This is a genomic window from Salinivibrio sp. EAGSL, from assembly GCF_013366455.1.
Lineage (GTDB): Bacteria > Pseudomonadota > Gammaproteobacteria > Enterobacterales > Vibrionaceae > Salinivibrio > Salinivibrio costicola.
In genome coordinates, this window is the sequence record NZ_JABWMG010000001.1 from 273,458 (window position 1) to 294,745 (window position 21,288).

18 protein-coding genes are annotated in these 21,288 nt (G+C 51.0%); 6 read left to right on the forward strand and 12 right to left on the reverse strand.

Features of this window, described 5'->3' with window-relative positions; genetic code table 11:
• The first annotated feature begins 13 nt into the window (after nt 1-13).
• Nucleotides 14-574 (forward strand): DUF2062 domain-containing protein, encoded by a 561-nt coding sequence (locus HLG76_RS01200; RefSeq protein WP_021022813.1) that lies wholly within the window; start codon nt 14-16, stop codon nt 572-574.
• A 249-nt stretch (nt 575-823) separates the two neighbouring features.
• Here HLG76_RS01200 and lolE read toward each other — a convergent pair whose 3' ends face one another.
• The 3 genes from lolE to HLG76_RS01215 are packed head-to-tail and all read right to left on the reverse strand — an operon-like array spanning nt 824 to nt 3,928.
• On the reverse strand, nt 824-2,065 hold the full coding sequence (gene lolE, locus HLG76_RS01205; RefSeq protein WP_025744329.1) for a lipoprotein-releasing ABC transporter permease subunit LolE: 1,242 nt from the start codon (nt 2,063-2,065) through the stop codon (nt 824-826).
• On the reverse strand, nt 2,059-2,748 hold the full coding sequence (lolD, locus tag HLG76_RS01210; RefSeq protein WP_021022815.1) for a lipoprotein-releasing ABC transporter ATP-binding protein LolD: 690 nt from the start codon (nt 2,746-2,748) through the stop codon (nt 2,059-2,061). Before lolD ends, lolE begins: the two co-directional genes overlap by 7 nt.
• On the reverse strand, nt 2,741-3,928 hold the full coding sequence (locus HLG76_RS01215; protein ID WP_175992923.1) for a lipoprotein-releasing ABC transporter permease subunit: 1,188 nt from the start codon (nt 3,926-3,928) through the stop codon (nt 2,741-2,743). The genes lolD and HLG76_RS01215 overlap by 8 nt, the downstream gene beginning before the upstream one ends.
• A gap of 195 nt (nt 3,929-4,123) precedes the next feature.
• On the opposite strand from HLG76_RS01215, the gene HLG76_RS01220 reads away from it, so the two are divergent.
• From HLG76_RS01220 to HLG76_RS01230, 3 genes are all read left to right on the forward strand, one after another.
• Entirely contained in the window at nt 4,124-4,717 is a 594-nt protein-coding gene (locus HLG76_RS01220; protein WP_021022817.1) for a hypothetical protein, read from the forward strand.
• 4 nt (nt 4,718-4,721) lie between these two features.
• The gene (gene mfd / locus HLG76_RS01225; protein WP_175992924.1) at nt 4,722-8,186 is read left to right on the forward strand and encodes a transcription-repair coupling factor; all 3,465 of its coding nucleotides are present in this window, start codon (nt 4,722-4,724) and stop codon (nt 8,184-8,186) included.
• Nucleotides 8,187-8,250: 64 nt separating this feature from the next.
• Nucleotides 8,251-9,123: a peptidoglycan binding protein CsiV gene (locus HLG76_RS01230; RefSeq protein ID WP_175992925.1), complete on the forward strand. Its 873-nt coding sequence runs from the start codon at nt 8,251-8,253 to the stop codon at nt 9,121-9,123.
• Nucleotides 9,124-9,249: 126 nt separating this feature from the next.
• Here HLG76_RS01230 and HLG76_RS01235 read toward each other — a convergent pair whose 3' ends face one another.
• The 8 genes from HLG76_RS01235 to hinT form a co-directional block, all read right to left on the reverse strand.
• A complete protein-coding gene (locus HLG76_RS01235) occupies nt 9,250-10,575 on the reverse strand; it encodes a DEAD/DEAH box helicase (protein WP_175992926.1) in 1,326 nt (441 codons plus the stop codon).
• 256 nt (nt 10,576-10,831) lie between these two features.
• Entirely contained in the window at nt 10,832-12,121 is a 1,290-nt protein-coding gene (locus tag HLG76_RS01240) for an NAD(P)/FAD-dependent oxidoreductase (RefSeq protein WP_175992927.1), read from the reverse strand.
• 289 nt (nt 12,122-12,410) lie between these two features.
• Complete coding sequence (gene ycfP / locus HLG76_RS01245; RefSeq protein WP_175992928.1) at nt 12,411-12,953, reverse strand: alpha/beta hydrolase YcfP; 543 nt, start codon at nt 12,951-12,953, stop codon at nt 12,411-12,413.
• A gap of 106 nt (nt 12,954-13,059) precedes the next feature.
• Nucleotides 13,060-13,341, reverse strand: a complete 282-nt coding sequence (locus tag HLG76_RS01250; protein WP_128080752.1) for a hypothetical protein — start codon at nt 13,339-13,341, stop codon at nt 13,060-13,062.
• Nucleotides 13,342-13,448: 107 nt separating this feature from the next.
• On the reverse strand, nt 13,449-13,913 hold the full coding sequence (locus HLG76_RS01255) for a DUF6279 family lipoprotein (protein WP_175992929.1): 465 nt from the start codon (nt 13,911-13,913) through the stop codon (nt 13,449-13,451).
• 67 nt (nt 13,914-13,980) lie between these two features.
• Nucleotides 13,981-14,838: a phosphotransferase gene (locus tag HLG76_RS01260; protein ID WP_175992930.1), complete on the reverse strand. Its 858-nt coding sequence runs from the start codon at nt 14,836-14,838 to the stop codon at nt 13,981-13,983.
• Nucleotides 14,825-15,415 carry a hypothetical protein gene (locus HLG76_RS01265; protein ID WP_158011539.1) on the reverse strand — a complete coding sequence of 197 codons (591 nt, stop codon included), beginning with the start codon at nt 15,413-15,415 and terminating at the stop codon, nt 14,825-14,827. Before HLG76_RS01265 ends, HLG76_RS01260 begins: the two co-directional genes overlap by 14 nt.
• A gap of 22 nt (nt 15,416-15,437) precedes the next feature.
• Nucleotides 15,438-15,788: a purine nucleoside phosphoramidase gene (gene hinT / locus HLG76_RS01270; RefSeq protein ID WP_077460639.1), complete on the reverse strand. Its 351-nt coding sequence runs from the start codon at nt 15,786-15,788 to the stop codon at nt 15,438-15,440.
• Nucleotides 15,789-15,989: 201 nt separating this feature from the next.
• Here hinT and HLG76_RS01275 point away from each other — a divergent pair, with 201 nt between their 5' ends.
• Both HLG76_RS01275 and HLG76_RS01280 read left to right on the forward strand, forming a co-directional pair.
• Nucleotides 15,990-17,345: a dihydroorotase gene (locus HLG76_RS01275; protein WP_021022827.1), complete on the forward strand. Its 1,356-nt coding sequence runs from the start codon at nt 15,990-15,992 to the stop codon at nt 17,343-17,345.
• Between the two features lie 499 nt (nt 17,346-17,844).
• Complete coding sequence (locus HLG76_RS01280; RefSeq protein ID WP_021022828.1) at nt 17,845-19,476, forward strand: ABC transporter ATP-binding protein; 1,632 nt, start codon at nt 17,845-17,847, stop codon at nt 19,474-19,476.
• 160 nt (nt 19,477-19,636) lie between these two features.
• On the opposite strand, the gene HLG76_RS01285 is transcribed toward HLG76_RS01280, so the two are convergent.
• Nucleotides 19,637-21,154 carry a fumarate hydratase gene (locus HLG76_RS01285; protein ID WP_077647025.1) on the reverse strand — a complete coding sequence of 506 codons (1,518 nt, stop codon included), beginning with the start codon at nt 21,152-21,154 and terminating at the stop codon, nt 19,637-19,639.
• Nucleotides 21,155-21,288 lie beyond the last annotated feature (134 nt).

Here is a 21,288-nt window from a genome sequence, read left to right on the forward strand (position 1 = left end):
AATGTAAACAGGTATGCCCAAGAAGTTTTTTCAACGCTATATGCCAAAGCGGGAGGCGTTGCGCGACAATAAGGCGCTACGCGTATTTGGTAGCCTGTTGCAGGATCCCAATCTGTGGTGCCTTAACCGGCGCTCGGCATCAGGGGCCTTTGCGGTGGGGCTGTTTATGGCATTTGTCCCGCTTCCTAGCCAAATGATCATGGCCGCTGGCCTGGCCATTATGTTCGGCGTGAATCTGCCACTGGCCGTGGCTTTGGTGTGGGTAAGCAATCCAATCACCATGCCGGTGATGTTTTATCTCGCTTACAAACTCGGGACCTGGATGCTTAATACGGCACCTATCCCCTTTCACTTTGAGCTTTCATGGCATTACCTTGCCGAGCAAATGAGCCATATTGGCCCACCTTTTTTATTAGGGTGTATCACTAGTGGGCTCGTCTTCGCGGTGATTGGTTATTTCAGTGTGCGCGGTATTTGGCGCTACTCGGTGGTGAGAAGCTGGCAAAAGCGCAAACTTCGCTTGCCTAAGAAAATCAAACAAGTACTCCCAAAGCCGACCAAACCGTCATCTTAGTGAGCACGTAGCGTAGCGCTCGGTGCATCTTGCGCAAGAGTGAACCCGAGAAGGTGCGAGTGAGATGGAATAGCTGTTGGTCGTTATACAATCGTTAACACCCTTGAGCGAGACAGATCAAAAAGAGCCCGTCGTAACGGGCTCTTTTTGTCGCTGTCTTTTATGCAGGCTATTTTGTATTAAAGCTATTTTGTATTAAAGCTATCTAGTTTTAGAGCTCTCTGGTATTAAAGCTATCTGGTATTCACGCTATTTGGCACTGAGCACTGCAGCGGGTTGAAGCTGGCAAGCACGACGTGCTGGGTACCAAGCCGCCAGCAAGCTCAGAAGTATCGCCGTGATACTAACAAGTACTACGTCTGTGGCATGTAACTCACTGGGGAGAAAGTTGACAAAATACACATCACCTGATAAAAAACGATGCCCGACCCAAGCCTCAATCTGAGACAAGATCGCGGTGAGATGACTGGCAATCGCCACGCCCAACACACTGCCAATTGCGCTGCCTAACGCCCCAGAGAACAATCCGTACCAGATAAATATGCGTCGAATCAGGCGATCATTCGCGCCCATTGTGCGTAAAATCGCAATGTCCGCAGCTCTATCTTTTACCGACATCATCAAGGTTGACACCACATTAAAACACGCCACGCCAATCACCAGCACCATCACCAAATACATAATGGCTCTGACCAACTGGATATCGCGATATAAATACCCGAAATCGCCCGTCCAATCTTTTAAGTACACATAAGTAGATAAGGTTTGCCCTACTTCTTGTACGATTTTTCGCGCGTCGAGTACCGGCGAAACCTTAAGCGAGACGCCGGTCACCGCCTCATCCATTCCCATCAGAGCTTGGGCATCTTGGAGACGCATTAATGCCAGCGAATGGTCGATTTGTCCGCCTAACTGCAACAGGCCAGCAACCTGCATTCGCACCCGCTTCGGTGCCCGTAGGTTAAGGCTACTGTCTGTCGCCGGCACCATGACCGTGATCCAGTCACCCTTGCTAACACCGAGCTGAGAAGCAATGCCTTGCCCTAAGACAAGGCGAGACTGCCCCGCTGGCAAGCTTTCCCATCCACCATCGATATAATCACCAATCCGGCTAACCGTGCGCTCTGAGGTGGGATCCACCGCGCGAATTTGTGCGGGCTGTAAGCGAGTGCCATGTTCCATCAATGCCGTAAGCTCGACATAAGGCGCCGCCGCTTCCACCTGTGGGTGCCGTTCACTTTGCGCTTGCACCTGTTGCCAGTTTTCAATCGGACCATTGACCCCAAACACCTGCCCATGAGGCACCACCGACAGCACGCGTTGATTCAACTCTCGCTCAAACCCGTTCATGGCCGATAAACCCACAATGATCACCATGACGCCCACCGCGATACCAATGACCGAGGAAAGAGAAATAAAGGAGACCAAGCGATTTCGCTGCCGAGCACGACTAAAGCGCCGGCCTATCGCCAAGGATAACGGTTTCATGATGCCTCCTGCACAACCAAGTGGCCATCTTGCATCATCACTTGGCGATCCAGTTTTGCTGCCAGCTCACTATCATGAGTGACCACTAAAAACGCCGTGCCATGTTTCGCATTCAGTTGTCGCATCAAATCGTAGATCTCTAACGCCGTGGCGTGATCCAAATTGCCTGTCGGTTCGTCGGCCAATACCAACTTCGGCTCATTGACTAAGGCACGTGCAATCGCCACACGTTGGCGCTCCCCCCCCGATAACTCCGAGGGCCGATGTTTGAGTCGATGCCCAACCCCAACCGCGTTCAAGATCGCAGTGGCTTGTTTTGCTGCCGCTTTGTGACTAACTTTGTTGATCAGCAAAGGCATCATCACGTTTTCGAGCGCGGTGAAGTCGGCCAACAAATGATGAAACTGATAAACAAATCCTAAGGTTTGATTGCGCAGTGTCGCCTGTTGTGACGCCGACATCGCACTCACCAATGCATCCTCAATCCAAACATCGCCCTCGCTCGGCGCATCAAGCGTGCCAAGCGTGTGCAATAGCGTACTTTTCCCCGAGCCGGATGACCCTACAATCGCCACCAGCTCGCCCGGGGCTATTGTCATTGATACCTGGTTTAACACACAGGTTGATTGCCCACCTTCTTGATAGGTTTTACTGACACGGTGGCAGGACAACAAAGATTTACTCATAACGCAGTGCCTCAGCAGGGTGAACAGATGCCGCTTTAAATGCAGGGAATAAGGTTGCCAACACGCTTAGCACAACGGCTAAGCCGAGTATCATGGCAACTTGAAACGGATTAACAACCACAGGCAACGCTAAGCCGTTACCCAATAGACTCACGCCGAATATCGCCATGATTTCGTTGATGGATGATGCAATCAATACACCAAGCACGCCCCCAATGGCAGCACCAACCAGACCACTTAAACTGCCTTGAGCGATAAAGACAGCCACAATGTCTCTATCTTTCATGCCCAGTGTTTTTAAAATCGCGACCTCGGATTGTTTTTCCATCACCACCATGATCAGCGCGGAAATGATGTTAAATGCCGCCACCACAATGATCAGACTCAGCATCAAACTCATCATGTTTTTTTCCATTTTCACCGCTTGAAAGAGCTCACCACGCCAACGTCGCCAATCGGTCCAGGTGGCAGGATCGGCCTTGGGTTTAAGCTGGGTAATCGCAAATGGATCATCTAAAAATAACCGTAAGTCGCTCGCTTGGTTTGGGGAAATACCACTCAGTTTTGCGACATCTTCAATGTTGGCCAGCATCAACTGGTTATCGACATCCGTGCCAGTATGAAAAATCCCACCTACGGTAAATAAACGTTGCGCAGGGATCCGACCGATGGGCGTAAAACGACTAGCACTGGTGACCATGACTCGGACCGAATCTCCGACCCGTAATTGCAACTCAGATGCCATCGCGCGCCCTATCATCACTTGATAGCGTCCCGGACGCAGTGCCGACATCTCACCTTGCAAAAGGTGGGACGCCAGCGGCTCTGTCGCCTTCGGATCAATCCCTTCAAGTAAACCGGCACTAAGGCCATTACGGCTTTGAATCACCGCATCGGTGGTTTTTATCGGCGCGGTATCGACCACATGCGGCCACTGCTCTATGGTCGATGGTGTCGATCCTAACTGGCCATTGGCGATAATCGCATGGGGCAACACCCCTAAAATACGGCCTTTGAGTTGGGCTTCAAATCCATTCATCACCGATGACACCGTAATCAACGCCAATACACCGATCGCGATCCCCGCGGTAGACATCGACGAGACAAAACGCCCAAAGCGGTCGGCTGAACGGCCACGCAAATAGCGCAGGCCAATAAACACCGACAAAGGTTGATACATAGCACACCTAGCTTATTGTTTTGATTCGCTGCAAGCATACCTGTCCAAGTCAGGCTCGCCAAGTTATCCGCCGCATTTAACCCCCTCTGGATGATACAAATCCATGCCTTTAGGGCGAGAAAGTATCGCTAACCTTTACCTCTCGGTAAGGGTGCGTGATAATCATGAATACAACAGCAATGTAAAGGCACAGTGATGAGCCAAGACGAATACTTCTCTGTGCGAGCGGCCATGCGGATAAATGTGGAGCCTCTCGCCGACAATCAACCGCAACCGGACGCGGATGGCTTCATCGCGGAGATCCCCGCGCCATTTCGCTTGGCGAGCCAATGCGGCCAGCTTGATGCTGACGTGGAAAAGGATTTACAGTCGATTGACCCTAATGACGCGTCAGCATTGTTCCGCATTTTGCAGACTCAAAACGAAAAGCTCACACTGATGATGGGCTACATGCTCAGCCATGAAGATCAGCCTTCTCACCGCTTTATCACCCATACCTTTGGGGCGAGTCGTTTTTCGTACCTGAGTCCATCGCCGTTAGCACTTGGGGTACATGCACGCGTCAAGCTGTTCCTTGATCATCCACCCACAGCCATTTATTGCTACGGCGTGGTGACCGATTGCGAGCATCACCAAGAAGACGATGGCAATCAGCCTCACTATTTGATCCAAATCCAGTACACACGGTTATTGGAAGAAGACCAAGACACTCTCATTCGTGCCGCGTTGTATCATCAGCAAAAACTCTTAAAAAAACGCGCACGCGACCGAAAACAATCAAGCAGTTAAACTCATGACCCAACAACCGCTCTACGCTTTCACTCTGCCCACGGGCCCCGGCGACGTTAAACACCTTGGTAACCTAGCAGGGGCCGCGCTTCCGCTAGCGATTGCAACCTTAACCCAACAGCATGCGGGCCCGGTTTTTCTATTGGTCCCGGATAACCAAACCGCGGTGCGATTACAGCCGGCCATTCGCCAGTTCACCCAAGGTGAGTGCGATCTTTTTCCGGATTGGGAAACGCTGCCGTACGACAGTTTTTCGCCCCACCAAGACATTATCTCGGCACGCCTATCTTGCTTGTATCAACTGCCGCACCAGAAAACGGGAGTATTAATCGCACCGGCCAGTACGGCACTGCAACGCGTCACACCAAGACAGTTTTTGCACCAACATGCGTTGATGGTGAAAAAAGGCGATATTCTTTCGCTTGAAAAGCTGCGTGACCAACTCACCGATGCCGGCTACCGCCATGTTGATCAGGTGATGGAACATGGTGAATTCGCCAGCCGCGGCTCCATTCTTGATTTATTCCCAATGGGCAGTGACGAACCCTATCGCATTGACTTTTTTGATGATGAAGTCGATACCATTCGTCAATTTGATCCGGAAAACCAGCGCTCAACCGGCGAACTGACTCAGATCCAATTACTGCCGGCTCATGAGTTTCCTACTGATGATGCCGCCGTCGAATACTTTCGCGGCCGTTTTCGTGAACACTTTGAAGCGCGCCGAGAGCCTGAGTCGATTTATCAGCAAGTCAGCAAAAAAACCTGGCCAGCGGGGATCGAGTATTGGCTGCCGCTATTTTTCGAGCAAACCGAAACCTTGTTCGATTATTTGCCTGACAACACACTTATCTTATCGGTCGGCGATATCGATGCGGCGATCAGCCACTTTGAAGCAGATGTCGCCAACCGCTATGATCAACGCCGTGTTGATCCGCTGCGTCCACTGCTTCCTCCCGATGCACTATGGCTGAGCAAAGACACCCTGTTTGCGACACTCAAACAGTACCCTCGGCTTAAGCTTGAAAGTGACAGCGTCACAGAAAAAGCCGGACGCGAGAATCTGGACATCTCGCCACTGCCGTCACTGACCGTTAACCACCAAGCGAAAGAGCCGTTGGCCGCATTGCGTCAATTCAGCGAAGTGTATAGCGGTAAGGTGATTTTCTCGGTCGAATCGGAAGGTCGACGCGAAGCATTGTTGGATTTACTTAGCCAAGCGAAAATCCGTCCTATGGTCGCAGATGGCTTATCCGAAGCCCTATCACAACCCGGTCGTTTTGGTTTAATCATCGGTCCGGTAGACCAAGGCTTTATTGATAACCCGCGCCAATTTGCCCTAATCTGCGAAAGTGACATGTTCGGCGAGCGCGCCGTGCAACAACGCCGACGCGAAAAACGCAAACAAACCGTCAGTAATGATGCGGTGATCCGCAGCTTGGCAGAGCTCAAACCGGGACAAGCAGTGGTTCACCTTGAGCACGGTATTGGCCGCTATCAAGGTTTGCAGACCTTAGAGGCCGGCGGCTTAAAAACCGAATACATGACGCTCGAATACCAGCAAGGAGCCAAACTGTATGTGCCTGTCGGCGCATTGCATTTAATTAGCCGTTACTCTGGCGGAGCGGAAGACACCGCACCTATCCATAAATTAGGCGGCGAAGCGTGGGAAAAAGCCCGTCGCCGTGCGGCCGAAAAAGTCCGTGATGTCGCCGCAGAGCTTTTGGATGTCTATGCCAAACGCGAAACTAAGCCAGGCTTTACCTTTACTCACGACAAAGAGGCCTATCAAACGTTTCGGGCCACCTTCCCGTTTGAAGAGACCGCAGATCAGTCTCAAGCGATTAATGCGGTGTTATCCGACATGTGCCGCCCGATCGCCATGGATCGCCTGGTCTGCGGCGATGTTGGCTTCGGCAAAACGGAAGTGGCAATGCGGGCGACGTTCCTCGCCGTAAACAACAGTAAGCAAGTTGCTGTATTAGTGCCAACCACCTTGCTCGCGCAACAGCACTTTGAAAACTTCCGCGATCGATTCGCTAACCTGCCAGTGCGGGTTGAAGTGCTCTCACGTTTTAAATCCGCCAAAGAGCAAAAAGCGATCATGGCCGATTGCGAAGCCGGCAAAGTCGACATACTGATCGGCACCCATAAGCTACTGCAATCCGATGTCAAAGTACGGGATTTAGGCTTACTGATTGTCGACGAAGAACACCGCTTTGGGGTACGTCAAAAAGAGAAAATCAAAGCCATGCGTGCCAATGTTGATATTCTCACGCTCACCGCCACACCGATTCCCCGGACACTCAATATGGCCATGAGTGGCATGCGTGATCTGTCGATTATTGCGACCCCGCCCTCACGACGCTTAGCGGTGAAGACTTTTGTCCGCGAGCGCGAAGACAACTTGATCAAAGAATCGCTCTTACGCGAAATCATGCGCGGGGGGCAAGTGTACTTTTTGCACAACGATATCGAGACAATAGAAAAAACTGCGAATGAAATCAGTGACATGATCCCTGAAGCTCGCGTGACCGTGGCGCATGGGCAAATGCGCGAGCGTGAGCTAGAAAAAATCATGAGTGATTTCTATCACCAAAAGTACAATGTATTGGTGTGTACCACCATCATCGAAACCGGCATCGATATTCCCTCAGCCAACACCATTATTATTGATCGCGCCGATCACTTTGGCTTGGCGCAGCTTCATCAGTTGCGTGGCCGTGTTGGACGCTCACACCACCAAGCCTATGCCTATCTGCTCACGCCACACCCAAAACGCATGACCAAAGATGCAGTCAAACGCCTCGACGCCATCGCCGCGCTGGAAGATTTGGGGGCCGGTTTTACCCTCGCAACGCAAGATTTGGAAATTCGTGGGGCGGGCGAGTTATTGGGCGATGAGCAGAGCGGCCAAATTCAATCAATTGGCTTTACCCTCTACATGGATATGTTAGAGCAAGCGGTTGAAGCCTTAAAAGAGGGCAAAGAGCCAAGCCTCGATGCCCTGCTCAATGAACAGACCGACATTGAATTACGGCTACCTGCCCTGTTACCCGATGACTATATTCCGGACATTAATATGCGCCTATCGATGTATAAACGCATTGCCAGCGCCAAGTCCAACGACGACATGAACGAGCTGCAAGTCGAGCTGATTGACCGCTTTGGATTACTGCCCGATGCGGCGAAGAATCTCCTCCACATTCAGCAACTGAAAATACGTGCCGCGAGCCTAGGCGTGAAAAAGATCGAGGCCAGTGAACGGGGTGGCTTAGTGGAGTTTCATGAAAACGCGCAAATTGATCCCGGATTTTTAGTGGGACTGTTACAATCTCGCCCAGATAAGTTTAAGTTTGACGGGCCAACTAAGATCAAGTTTGTCGAAACGCTCACCGACCGACGCGAGCGGATGAACTTTATTGATGAGCTGTTGACTCAATTTGCGAGCCATCAGTTAGTCGCCTAGCGCGTCAACAAACCCAATGAAAGGCGGCTGACAACGTCGCCTCTCATTACCAATGGAGTAACCAGTGAGAAATCATCAACGTCCCGCGAAAGATTGGCGCTCAGCCGCAGGCCTAAAAGGACTCGTGGTGTTATTACTGTTGTCATTAAGCCAACCCGTCTGGGCTAAACGGCTTTATGATGTCGAATTAATCGTTTTTAAGCGCAACCAAGATCCTGCAAGTGTAGAAGAAAACTGGCCATCGCAAGACAGCGAGAGCAATGTGAGCCGCGGCGTGCCAGTCACTAATCAACGCGCGTTGCAAGACGCCGGGTTAACGCCATTGTCACGGAACCAATGGCAACTTAACGATGCCTACAACAAATTAAAAAACCATGCAGGCTTTACGCCCATGGTTCATGTGGCATGGCGCCAAGATGACAGTGGTCGAGCGGCACTGCCTTTACTACGAGTGATGGCGGGAAAAGACTATCGCGCAAGTTTTAACCCCGACGGTACGCCGATCAAAGCAGCACCTGAGCCGAAGGCCGCTGACGCCTCTACCGATGGCTTAAGCCGCAAAGACTGGGACGAGCAAAGCGTCTCCGAGCCCGCGACACCGCAAGGATTGTATGAACTTGACGGCACACTACGTGTCTATGTTCAGCATTACTTATATGTTGAGGCCGACATGGTGTTACGCGAGCCGACTGAACGTCGCGCTTTGGTTGAAGACATCATTGATATGCCATTGCAGCGCACCGACGCTGCCGCAAATCAAAATAACGATGTACAAGTGGCAGGGCTGCAAAAAGTCGAAAAACAATACCATGTTGAACGTTACTTGCAGCCGTTTGCTTTTACCCACAAACGCCGTATGCGTAGTGGTGAAACGCATTATTTGGATAACCCCATGATGGGAATGATTATTCAGGTGCGTAAAGTCAATAACGGTTAGTCGACAGGCGCTCATTGAAAGCAGTTCATTGAAAGCCGCTCACCGAAAAAATCGCATTAAAAAGCCGGCACATCAAGCCGGCTTTTTTTATCATGACTGACACCCTACTCTCAGCGTGTCATCAAGCTATGACGATGACGGTTTCGCGCCACGTGCTTGGTGGCTTGGCTTACTTGCGTCGGTATGACGACGGTTTTTGCTCATCGGCTTATGCCCACGCGCTTTTTCACCCGAACGTTGGCCATCTTGATACTGCTTTGGCTTCTTCGGTTTTTTCGGCTTCAATGGACGCGTATCTAATCGTGACTCCGGCAATGGATTTGCCACGGGGAAGCCTTCGAGGCTCAGACGCGGCAACACTTGTTTAGTCAGACGCTCAATGGCAAACAAATCTTTGGCTTCATCGGCACAAACCAAAGAAATCGCATGACCGACCGAACCCGCTCGTCCAGTACGCCCAATACGGTGGACATAATCTTCCGCAACATGTGGCAAATCAAAGTTGACCACTTGCGGGAGTTGCGCAATATCGATGCCACGCGCGGCAATATCCGTTGCAACCAGCACACGCACATCGCCGGTTTTAAATTGCTCTAACGCTTTGGTGCGCGCGCCCTGGCTCTTATTACCGTGAATCGCAGCGGCTTTGACACCATACTCATCTAAATAACGCGACAGACGATTGGCACCATGCTTGGTTTTACTAAAGACCAATACTTGCTGCCAGTTGTTGTCGGCAATGAGAGATAAGAGCATCGGTGCTTTTTGTTTTTTATCGACCGGATAAATGCATTGCTCAACACTGGTCGCCGCTTGGTTTGCAGGGTTGACCGAAATCTCTACCGGGTTGTTAACCATGCCTTTGGCAAGCTGACGGATCTCATCTGAGAAGGTGGCTGAGAACAATAAATTCTGACGTTTAGCCGGCAAGGCAGCCAAAATCTTGCGGATATCACGAATAAAGCCCATATCTAGCATACGATCGGCTTCATCCAACACCAACACTTCAAGTTGCGAAAAGTTCACCGCATTCTGGTTATACAGATCCAATAAACGACCCGGTGTCGCCACGAGAACGTCAGCGCCTTTTCGCAGTTTCATCATTTGTGGGTTTATCTTCACCCCGCCATACACCACCAGTGAGGTCAGTGGCGTGTACTGACTGTATTGCTCAACGTTTTTATGGACTTGTGCGGCTAATTCGCGCGTTGGCGTTAAAATCAAAGTACGAACGTGATTGGGGCGTGCACGTTTACCGGCTTGCAAACGTTCTAAAATCGGTAACGTAAAGCCAGCGGTTTTACCGGTGCCGGTTTGCGCGGCAGCCATCACATCTTGGCCTTCAATCACCGCAGGAATCGCTTTAGCCTGAATCGGTGACGGTGTGGTATAGCCTTGCTCTTGCACGGCTTTAAGGAGTGGTGCAGATAGTCCTAAAGAGGAGAAACTCATCAATTGATCTCAATAAATAAAAAAAAGTCGCCACGTGTAGACACCCTACCCGTCGCTTAAGGGCATGAATATCAATATCGTTGTATGAGGAAAACTCGGCGTTCAGGAGGGTTGCTCTAGAAGTGATATCAATAATCTTGATTGCGGCGCTATTGTGACGACTTTCGCCCCATTGAGCAACCATTATCGCATCAGCACTGCCGCCCAAAAGAAACCGGGGACAAGCCCCGGTTTCGATAAGACACACTGTCGTCGCTTAGTGCAGTTTCAAACTTGGACGTAACACACGGTTAATGCGGCCGACCAACATCATCAAACCGGTTTTTACATAGCCGTGCAACGCAATTTGATGCATGCGATACAAAGAAATATAAACCACGCGCGCGATGCGCCCTTCGATCATCATTGAGCCTTTAGTTAGGTTTCCCATCAAGCTGCCAACGGTCGAGAAGCGGCTTAAGGAAACCAACGAACCATGATCTTTAAACACATACGGTTTCAGGTCACGCCCGTTCATTTTCGCCACGATATTGCTAAAGCACAGGCTCGCCATTTGATGAGCAGACTGCGCGCGCGGAGGCACTTTACTGCCATCTTCCTGCGTGCACGCCGCACAATCGCCAATCACAAAAATATCGTCATCACGGGTCGTCTGTAAGGTATTCTTCACCTCAAGCTGATTAATGCGGTTGGTTTCTAAACCCGCAATATCTTTCAAGAAATCAGGCGCTTTAATCCCCGCAGCCCAAACCATAATGTCGGCATGGATACGTTCACCCGATTTGGTTTCTAGGCCATCTTCATCAGCTTTTACCACAAAGGTGTTGGTTTTTACTGTTACGCCGAGTTTTAATAACTCTTGATGCGCGGCACTAGAAATACGTGGCGGTAACGCAGGTAGGATTCGCTCGCCTGCTTCAACCAAGGTCACATTCAACTTAGAGTTCTCGAGGTCACGGAAACCATAGTTGCGCAGCTCTTTAATCGCATTATGCAGCTCAGCCGACAATTCAACGCCTGTCGCCCCCGCACCGACAATGGCAATATCAACACTGCCGTCACCGTGTTTCGCGTGCAGGCGCATAAACTCATTGTTCATTTCACGGCGGAAACGGTGTGCCTGTTTCGGGTTATCCAGGAAAATACAATTGTCACGCACGCCAGGGGTATTAAAGTCATTAGAGGTCGAGCCAATCGCCATCACTAAGGTGTCATATTCGAGCTCACGCTCGGGCATTAATAGCTCGTTATTCTCGTCATACATGGGCGCGAGGGTGATCACCTTACGTTCGCGATCAATATCCCACAATGTGCCCATTTGGAAATCAAACCCATGATTTTTAGCATGCGCGCGATAGCTTAATGCATCGACGCCTTCATCCATCGATCCCGTGGCCACCTCGTGCAGCAGGGGTTTCCATAAATGACTACTGTTTTTATCGACGAGGGTGATTTCAGCACGGCGTTTGCGGCCTAACGTGCGGCCTAGCTTGGTCGCGAGCTCAAGCCCGCCTGCACCACCGCCGACAACGATAATTTTGGTCACTTCTACATCCTTACCTTAATTAAAAAACACTCACTAGCCGCACGCATGCCACTAGCTAAAATCGGTCTTAAGTACGCCACTTTCTATTTGTTAGTGACTAACGACATAATCTGTATCAGTGCGTGTGGTTTATTGCTGTGTAGTTGGTCAGCACGCCCGTCCATTTTGCCGTAAAATGGCGATCACTTCGACCCTTGTCTGTGCTTTATTTACGGATAAAATGTAGGAAAATAACACCAAGCGCGTATAACAATGGCGTAGCTATACGCTCGATACGGGAAAGTGACCATCAGGTAGACTTTTTAAAGTGCGCAATCGCTTGTAGATGCGTAGAAAGGTTTTTAAATTTATGGGTTTGCGCCTCATCCCAACGCACAGAATAGAAAGGTGAAAGCAGATGATAGCTACGTTGACTGTCTAGCACGTCGTCTTCACGTGATAGGATAACCAACGCCCGCTGCTGGTTGCGCTGACGAAAATCAGTGACACATTTAGTTGCAATATCTTCGTACTCTTCAGGACGGTCGATTTTGCCCGGCATATTTTCCTGAGGGTGCAAGTTAGGGTTGATCAGAACCTGCTTTATCCCGCACAAAAATCCAATTCGCTCTGACCAATACCCGCCTAGCCCAACACCACATATTAATGGGTTAGGATCCTGGCTGGCTTCGATCTGCGTTTGCACCTGTTTAAGTAAGTGCTGCATATCATGTTTGGGGTGCAGAGTGCTGTAATTAATGGTGCGAACATCGTCGTCAACAAATTGAAGTTGAAGCACTTTTTCGTGGTTGCCTGGACTGGTGGCATCAAAGCCATGCAGATAGATGATCATAAGCGGTCCTTGCTGATTGCGCTAAGAATGTAATGGCCTTTATCAATAGCATAGCTGCTTACACGCAAAAATGAGCAAGATCACCCTAGCGAGGATCAGGGTATTTTTATCCAGCCATGCCTTGCAAACGCGAGGCCCATTGCTCAAGTTCTTCTATCAAGTGCGTGCGTTGATCATCATCCAAGCTTTTATCGAACCTGAGTAACCAGTCAAGGCGTCGAGAGCGATAGATCGCCATGTCTGTCTGCGTATCACTACCACCGCGCCAGGCGACGAGGTCATCCACCCATTGACGCAGTTGACTATCCAAGTCATCGCGTTGGCGTGTCTCAATAAGGTTAAATAGCCGCGCTTGCAACTGCTCACGTACCGTGATGAAGGTCGGCATCGCGCGTTGCTGGTAGTCCGCCATCTCAGCGTAGAATGGCGCTTGGCTGTCTGTGGTGTGTCCGACCCAACCCTCAGTGCGCTCTTCAAGCTCTTCTTGTTGCTCGGCTAGCCTTCTTGCGGTGATTGCTGGTCACGGCGCGCTTGTGCCTCAGCAATTTCGTCTTTTAAAAATTGGATCAATCGCTCAGCCTGACGATCATCCAGGCTTTGCAATAAACGCGTCGTCGCCGGGATCAGTGCATTGAGCGTGGCTTGTATCCGAGTTTTAAACCCAGCTTGATGATCGCGCAACTGGTCCCATGTTTGCCGTTCCGTACTTTGCGCGGCGATCAAGGTGAGCCGATCCGCTAACCGAGGCAACTCTTCCACGCTATGCCATTGCTGAACTGCATCGAGGTCCGCTTTTACTTGGCGCGATTGGGTGGCGGTCAGGTCGACAATATCGTCCAGGTAATAGTGAATCCAAAACGGCAACGTATTGTACGCAAGCTCCGTGGTACATCCGGCAAGTACCAACAGACAGCCCACAAGCCAGCCTGTTCGACACCGCCGTTTGCAATCCTTGACCATATTGTCTCCTTATCCTTATTCGCCTATGCGTCAGCTACGAGGGATTTATCCGAATGTAGCGGGCGGCCTACTCTGAAAGCTGTTGATACAGCACGTCCGCTGCTTGATTGTACGCAGGTAACCCATACAGACTCGCCCCCACCTCATACCAACATAGCGCTAAATAGTCGGTAAACGGCAGCCAAGCGTTGACGCGTGCGAGGATAACATTCACCGATTTTAGTTGCCGCAGAGCACAATAACGCGGCACCACAGTGTGTGGTAACCAGCCATTAGCACGACAAAAGAGCGCGATGTCAAGATAAGGATCACCGGCGCGGGCATACTCCCAATCAAGCACACACGGGTTACCATCTGGCTCTATCACCACATTGTAAGCGCCCAAGTCCATGTGACACACCGCCGATGGCTCATACGTTGGGAGCGGGCTGTGTGCGAGCACCTTATGCTTGAGCCGGTGTAAACGCGCTACCACATCATCAGGCAGTTGCTTTTCATAATGAGCGCATTGTGCCTCGACGGACGCGGTTTCCAGATCCGTCGGCAGTTGGTGAATACGGGATAAAAGTGGAATAAGGATCGATGCCTGATCGGTTTTTAGATTACAAAGCGGTTCGCCATCCACCCAAGGCACCATTAATCCTTCGCCGTTGTGGACAACCGGCTGACGCGCCAGCCCATGCTCAGCGGCCAAAGATTGCGCCTGAGCTTCACGCGCACGGTCAATGGCAAAAGCATTCGCCGCTCGACCATGGGGACGCCAAACACTGCGCCCCCCCTGTGAGTCGGTGAGTCGTAAACAGCGATTTGTCAGGCCCGCTGCCAACGGCTCGACACCGGTAACCTCGGTAGGGACACCATAATAGCGCGTCAGTGCGGTAGATAAGGTCTGCGCCAGAGCAGGAGACCATTCAACGGCTGACAAAGCGTTCTACATCCTGCCAAGCGATCACTCCTGACTGTAAGTCCATTAACTGCAAACTTAGCTGATAAGGGGCCTGACCGGTGATTTTACCGCTCAGTTGATACTGCGCACCCAGCATGCGGCCATATTGCATAATGGTCGCGGGATCCACCAGCACCTGATTCGCTGCCAACCCTAACGAGGCGCGGACCGCCTGTACTCTCGCTTCAGGAACAGGCGTTATCCGACCGGATTCGATTAAGCCCGCTTGCAACTGCGTTGAATACCTTGGGGTAGGAAAATAATCGCCACTGCTATTTTGGATCGGTTGGACCAAGGTCACCGGCGATACCTTTAAAGGCTCACTCGCCAATAAGGCTTCCACCGCAGCACGCATGGCGCGATCAATGCCGTTATGCACCTGCGAATCTGATAAACGTGCTGCGCGGTTGGTGTCTGGCGACGGGTTAACCGGCTGGTAGCGAGGCGCACACCCTGCGAGTAACAGCACGAGCGCGCCCACCATTAGTTGAGGCAAGCGCAACTTGCCCCATTTTTTCGTCCATCGGCGTGACCACTCAAGGTTCGCGGTTTTCATGGTTTCATTCATATTTAATGGGTTAACCCACCACCATGGGCCCAAGCGCTCGCCCACCCACTAAATGCATGTGGATATGATAGACCTCTTGGCCACCATGTTGATTACAGTTCATGATCAAACGATAGCCGTTTTCGGCAACCCCTTCGTCCGCTGCAATTTTCTTGGCCACGGTAATCATACGCCCGAGCGCGAGCTCATCATCTGGCTCCACATCATTGGTCGTTGGGATCAATTTGTTGGGTACAATAAGCACATGAACCGGCGCGCGCGGATTAATATCACGGAAGGCAGTAACAAGTTCATCCTGATAGACAACATCCGCGGGGATTTCTTTACGAATGATTTTGCTGAAAATAGTTTCTTCCGCCATGGTCGATTCCCTTTTATGATTGTGTGTCGGCCAAGTATGCGGCAGCCCCCAATGAAGGGCAATATGCTAACGGTACGAATGTGCAACAATTCGGTCAATGCGCGGTGAAATATCCGTCAATCCCCGGTAAAAACAGGGGCTGAATCAAGTAATCGATTGCGTTACCATAGCACCGATGCATTGACATGTAAGGATCACACCATGACCACCCTGCTTTTCAAAAACGCTTCTGTCGTCAACGAAGGACACGTTGTTGAGACCGATGTACTGATCGAAAATGGCCGCATTAGCCAGATTGCTCGCGACATCAGTGCCCCTGCGGCCGCCGATTGTCGCGTGATTGATGCAACCGGCAAACACCTATTACCTGGAATGATTGATGACCAAGTTCACTTTCGTGAGCCTGGCTTCCCGAAAAAAGGCACCATTGCCACTGAATCGAAAGCCGCGGTTGCCGGCGGCATCACCACCTACATGGAAATGCCCAACGTTAACCCGCCGACCACAACGCGAGAGGCACTGGAAGAAAAGTATCAACGCGCATCACAATCCAGTCATGCCAATTACGCCTTTTATCTTGGCGCTACTAACGACAATATCGATGAGATCCGTCGTCTTGATCCCAACGCTGCGTGTGGCGTGAAGGTATTTATGGGCGCGTCAACCGGGAACATGTTGGTCAACGATCCTGAAACACTGAACGCGATTTTTGCCGACTGCCCAACGCTGATCGCAACCCATTGCGAAGACACGCCAATGATCAATGAACTGGAAGGCATATATCGGGAAAAATATGGCGACGACGTCCCCATTGATGCGCACGCCCATATTCGTTCCAAAGAAGCGTGCTTAAAATCGTCGCAACTGGCGGTTAACTTGGCCAAAAAACACGGGACACGCTTGCATGTATTGCATCTGACGACCGAAGACGAGCTGTACCAGTTTGAGCCTGCTAAAACCCTAGAAGCCTTGCAGCAAAAGCAAATCACTGCCGAAGCCTGCGTTCATCACCTGTTTTTTAATCGCGACGACTACGACAGCAAAGGGACACTGATCAAATGTAATCCTGCGATCAAAGAGGCGCACCACCAGCAGGCGCTCATTCAAGCGGTGAAAGACGGGGTTATTGATGTAATTGCTACCGATCATGCGCCGCACACCTTTGAAGAGAAGCAAAATACCTACTTTAACGCCCCAGCCGGCCTACCCTTAGTGCAACATGCCTTGCAAGTGGCGTTAGAATTTTATCATCGCGGGATTTTTGATTTGCCGTTGGTGGTACAAAAAGTGGCTCATGCGCCGGCTGTTCGCTATCAGGTGAAAGAGCGCGGTTTCGTTCGTGAAGGCTACTGGGCCGACTTAGTACTGGTGGATCTGAACCAAACTCAGACAGTCAGCCAAGAAAATCTCTTTTATCAGTGCCAGTGGTCACCGTTTGACGGCCACACCTTTGGGTCAAGCATTGAAATGACTCTCGTTAATGGCGAAGTCGCGTTTGAGCACGGTCAGCACAGTGAGAAGCGCTACTCCACGCGTCTAGCGTTCGACCGCAGCTAAACGACGTAACCCTTAATCGATACGCGCGCGACACCAAAACGAATCCGTCGCGCGCTTTTCTTTTTGCCTGCGCGGTCAAACTCTCACATCACAAACCTTGCTTATAATAACGATTTGCTTTTATATCCGAATCGTTTATTGTGTTGTTGATATATGGATATTCACGCTGCTTGGTTTCAACACCGGATGATGTTGAAAAGCTGTGTTCGCAAGGAGAGGTAACCTTAAGCGTCTTTCGGTTATCGCGACACTCGTATCCTACCTCTTCCACTGGCGTAAGCCGTTCAAAGGCACCAGCTGGCTGATATCCGCATCAGGGCGTACATTGCAAAGCCATCGCAAGCAATGACCCCACATGAATGACCCACGTTTGCTCGGTAATCCAGCAGGCGTAACCCAAATCATCGAGCCATTGCCGCAGTCCATATTATGCACGTTATTGTCGTGCAGAAGGCACCGGCAAGCTCGGGACGTCGAATAATCAACCAGTGAGGTGATGATGTCTTCATCTGCTTCTAAGCCACTGCTCAGTGTCAAAAACTTGAGCGTGTCATTTACTACCAACGACGGTATGGTCGATGCCGTTAAAAACGTAAGCTTTGACATCATGCCCGGTGAAACCGTGGCTGTCGTTGGCGAATCAGGATCGGGTAAATCGGTCTCTAGCAGCGCCGTGATGGGCCTGCTGCCCAATAACGCAGTGGTAAAACCTGAATCGCAAGTAAGCTTTAACGATACCAATGTTCTGACCTTGTCGACCAAGCAAATTCAGAAAATGCGCGGTGATCGTGTCGCGATGATTTTCCAAGAGCCAATGACTTCACTGAACCCGTATATGCGCGTTGGCGAGCAGTTAACCGAAGCCATTCAGTGTCACCACCGCACCACGTCAGACAAGGCCAAGCAGCGGATTATCGACCTCCTTAATTTAGTCCACCTTCCTAACCCCACTAGCGCATTGCAAAAATACCCGCATGAGTTTTCAGGCGGCCAATTGCAACGCATCATGATTGCTATGGCCCTAGTGAATGAGCCTGACTTGCTGATCGCCGATGAGCCAACAACGGCCCTGGATGTAACGGTACAAGCCGAAGTATTGAACTTGATTGGCGAACTACAGCAAAAGATGGGCATGGCGATCATGTTTATCTCCCATGACTTGGCCGTGGTGAAACACTTAGCCGACCGCGTTGTGGTGATGTGTAAAGGTGAAGTGGTTGAAACCAACGACACCAAAGCCTTGTTCGATAATCCGCAAGAAGATTACACCAAAATGCTGATTGACGCGGTACCGCGTGGTCGCAAAGCGGCTGTCAACGAGGATTCAGAAAACTTGCTAACCGTGGATAATGTCACCATCAAGTATTTCCTTGGTGCTGACTTCTTTGGCGGCAACAAACGCTATTTTGAAGCGGTGAGCGACATTAGCTTATCGCTACGCCGTGGCGAGACCTTAGGTATCGTGGGCGAGTCTGGATCGGGTAAATCGACCCTGGGCCGCGCAATTATGCGCTTGTTGCCCGTTGCCGAAGGCCGAGTCTGTTTTCGAGGTCACGATATCCACGAAATAAAAAACAGTGAGAATAAAGCGCTATGCCGCGATATGCAGATGGTGTTCCAAGACCCATTTGGCTCACTGTCACCCCGCATGACGGTCGGTGAAATTGTGGCTGAGGGCTTGCGCACTCACTTTCCAGAGCTCGACAAAAAAGAGCGTCTCGATCGGGTAAAAGATGCCCTTTATGAAGTACGTCTCGATAGTTCCGCGATTAACCGTTATCCGCACGAGTTCTCAGGCGGTCAGCGTCAGCGAATTGCGATTGCACGCGCCTTGATCTTGAATCCTGCGTTTATCTTACTCGACGAACCAACCTCTGCATTGGACCGTTCAGTGCAGTTGACCGTGATTGATTTGTTGAAAGACATTCAACAGCGTCACAATATTGGCTATCTGTTTATCAGCCATGACTTGAGTGTGGTTCGTGCGCTATCAGACCGCGTCATGGTCATGCAAAACGGCAAAGTCATGGAGGCGGGCACACCAGAAGAAATCTTCCATCACCCGCAACACGAATACACGCGTAACCTGATTGCCGCGTCGTTCGATCTGGAAGAAGAGGAAGTGGCTTAGCCCACGCAGTGATGTCCAAACGGGCAACATCGTTCGGGTAGACAAAAAATGCGCCAAATTGGCGCATTTTTTATGACGTCTATCCGCTTAGGCTCTGCCCGACTCAACGCCTTCTCATTAACGCAAACTGGCGTTAAGCCGAACCGGTCCAATTGACGGATTAATCATCCATTTCAGCTATCTTCACCTTCCAGGTATCCGGGCCAATCTGGTGCGCGTTTTGCCCTTGCGCATCAACCGCTACGGTCACGGGCATGTCTTCCACCTCAAATTCGTAAATGGCCTCCATACCGAGATCTTCAAACGCGACCACGCGCGCTTTTTTGATCGCTTTTGATACCAAGTACGCGGCACCGCCGACCGCCATGAGGTACACCGCTTGGTGGTTTTTAATCGATTCCACCGCCGCAGGACCGCGCTCAGCCTTACCAATCATGCCGGTGAGTCCGGTTTCTGCCAGCATCATATCGGTAAATTTGTCCATGCGCGTTGAGGTGGTTGGGCCTGCTGGACCGACTACCTCATCCCCCACCGCATCGACAGGGCCAACGTAATAAATAAAGCGGCCGTTAAAGTCGACGCCCTCGGGAAGGCCTTCGCCATTGCGCAGCATTTCTTGTAAGCGTTTGTGTGCGGCATCGCGGCCGGTCAAGATCTTACCTGACAACAACACAGTTTCACCGGTTTTCCAGCTCTGCACGTCTTCTTTGGTCACGGTATCTAAGTTAACACGGCGGACGTTATCCCCCACTTCCCAGGTGACCTGTGGCCAGTCGTCCAGTTTTGGTGGTGCCAATTCGGCTGGGCCTGAGCCATCAAGCGTAAAGTGAACATGGCGTGTGGCGGCACAGTTCGGGATCAAGCATACCGGCTTAGAAGCGGCATGGGTGGGCGCGGTTTTTACTTTCACATCCACTACCGTGGTCAGGCCGCCCAAGCCTTGGGCACCGATACCCAGCTTGTTCACCCGATCAAAAATATCTAACCGCAGTGCTTCATCCGCATTGCTTGGACCACGGTCGATAAGCGCTTGAATATCAATGTGCTCCATGAGCGATTCTTTGGCCAATACGGCGGCTTTCTCGGCCGTGCCACCAATTCCAATACCTAACATACCCGGTGGGCACCAACCCGCGCCCATGGTCGGCAATGTTTTCTCAACCCACTCAGCCACATCGTCAGATGGATTCAACATCACCATCTTAGTTTTGTTTTCCGAACCACCGCCTTTGGCTGCAATTTGAATGTCCACCGCGTCGCCCGGCACCATATCGATGTGCACGACCGCAGGGCTATTATCGCGGGTGTTTTGGCGTTTACCGGCCGGATCGGCAACCACGGAGGCACGTAGCGGATTGTCAGGGTTGGTGTAGGCACGTCGTACCCCTTCATCGACCATTTCTTGCACCGTCATATCATGACGATCCCACTGCACCGCCATGCCCACTTTGACAAAGCAGGTGACAATACCTGTATCTTGGCAAATAGGACGCTTACCTTCCGCCGACATGCGGGAGTTAATCAGAATTTGCGCAATGGCGTCTTTTGCCGCCTGGCTTTGTTCCTTGTTGTACGCTTTTTCAAGGGCTTGTACAAAATCAAGGGGATGGTAGTAAGAGATATATTGCAGGGCATCTGCAACACTTTCGATCACGTCTTGCTGTTTAATTGTGGTCATCATTGCCTCTGGTGTCATTTGCAGGACCCAAAGCGGGTATCCAGTGTGGGGGAGCTTTCCCCTCGTTATTATCGGTTGGCGATCAATTTTCGAATAGCGCTCGATTGCCAGTTGACGCTAGATGTAAATCGCAT

Bases quoted from the DNA above. Each gene is read 5' to 3' on its own strand.
- HLG76_RS01215 (WP_175992923.1), bottom strand. From the start codon at position 3,928: ATGTATCAACCTTTGTCGGTGTTTATTGGCCTGCGCTATTTGCGTGGC.
- mfd (WP_175992924.1), top strand. From the start codon at position 4,722: ATGACCCAACAACCGCTCTACGCTTTCACTCTGCCCACGGGCCCCGGC.
- HLG76_RS01265 (WP_158011539.1), bottom strand. From the start codon at position 15,415: ATGAAAACCGCGAACCTTGAGTGGTCACGCCGATGGACGAAAAAATGG.
- ycfP (WP_175992928.1), bottom strand. From the start codon at position 12,953: ATGATCATCTATCTGCATGGCTTTGATGCCACCAGTCCAGGCAACCAC.
- HLG76_RS01275 (WP_021022827.1), top strand. From the start codon at position 15,990: ATGACCACCCTGCTTTTCAAAAACGCTTCTGTCGTCAACGAAGGACAC.
- HLG76_RS01250 (WP_128080752.1), bottom strand. From the start codon at position 13,341: ATGCCGACCTTCATCACGGTACGTGAGCAGTTGCAAGCGCGGCTATTT.
- hinT (WP_077460639.1), bottom strand. From the start codon at position 15,788: ATGGCGGAAGAAACTATTTTCAGCAAAATCATTCGTAAAGAAATCCCC.
- HLG76_RS01220 (WP_021022817.1), top strand. From the start codon at position 4,124: ATGAGCCAAGACGAATACTTCTCTGTGCGAGCGGCCATGCGGATAAAT.
- lolD (WP_021022815.1), bottom strand. From the start codon at position 2,748: ATGAGTAAATCTTTGTTGTCCTGCCACCGTGTCAGTAAAACCTATCAA.
- HLG76_RS01235 (WP_175992926.1), bottom strand. From the start codon at position 10,575: ATGAGTTTCTCCTCTTTAGGACTATCTGCACCACTCCTTAAAGCCGTG.
- HLG76_RS01255 (WP_175992929.1), bottom strand. From the start codon at position 13,913: ATGGTCAAGGATTGCAAACGGCGGTGTCGAACAGGCTGGCTTGTGGGC.
- HLG76_RS01285 (WP_077647025.1), bottom strand. From the start codon at position 21,154: ATGACCACAATTAAACAGCAAGACGTGATCGAAAGTGTTGCAGATGCC.
- HLG76_RS01280 (WP_021022828.1), top strand. From the start codon at position 17,845: ATGTCTTCATCTGCTTCTAAGCCACTGCTCAGTGTCAAAAACTTGAGC.
- HLG76_RS01200 (WP_021022813.1), top strand. From the start codon at position 14: ATGCCCAAGAAGTTTTTTCAACGCTATATGCCAAAGCGGGAGGCGTTG.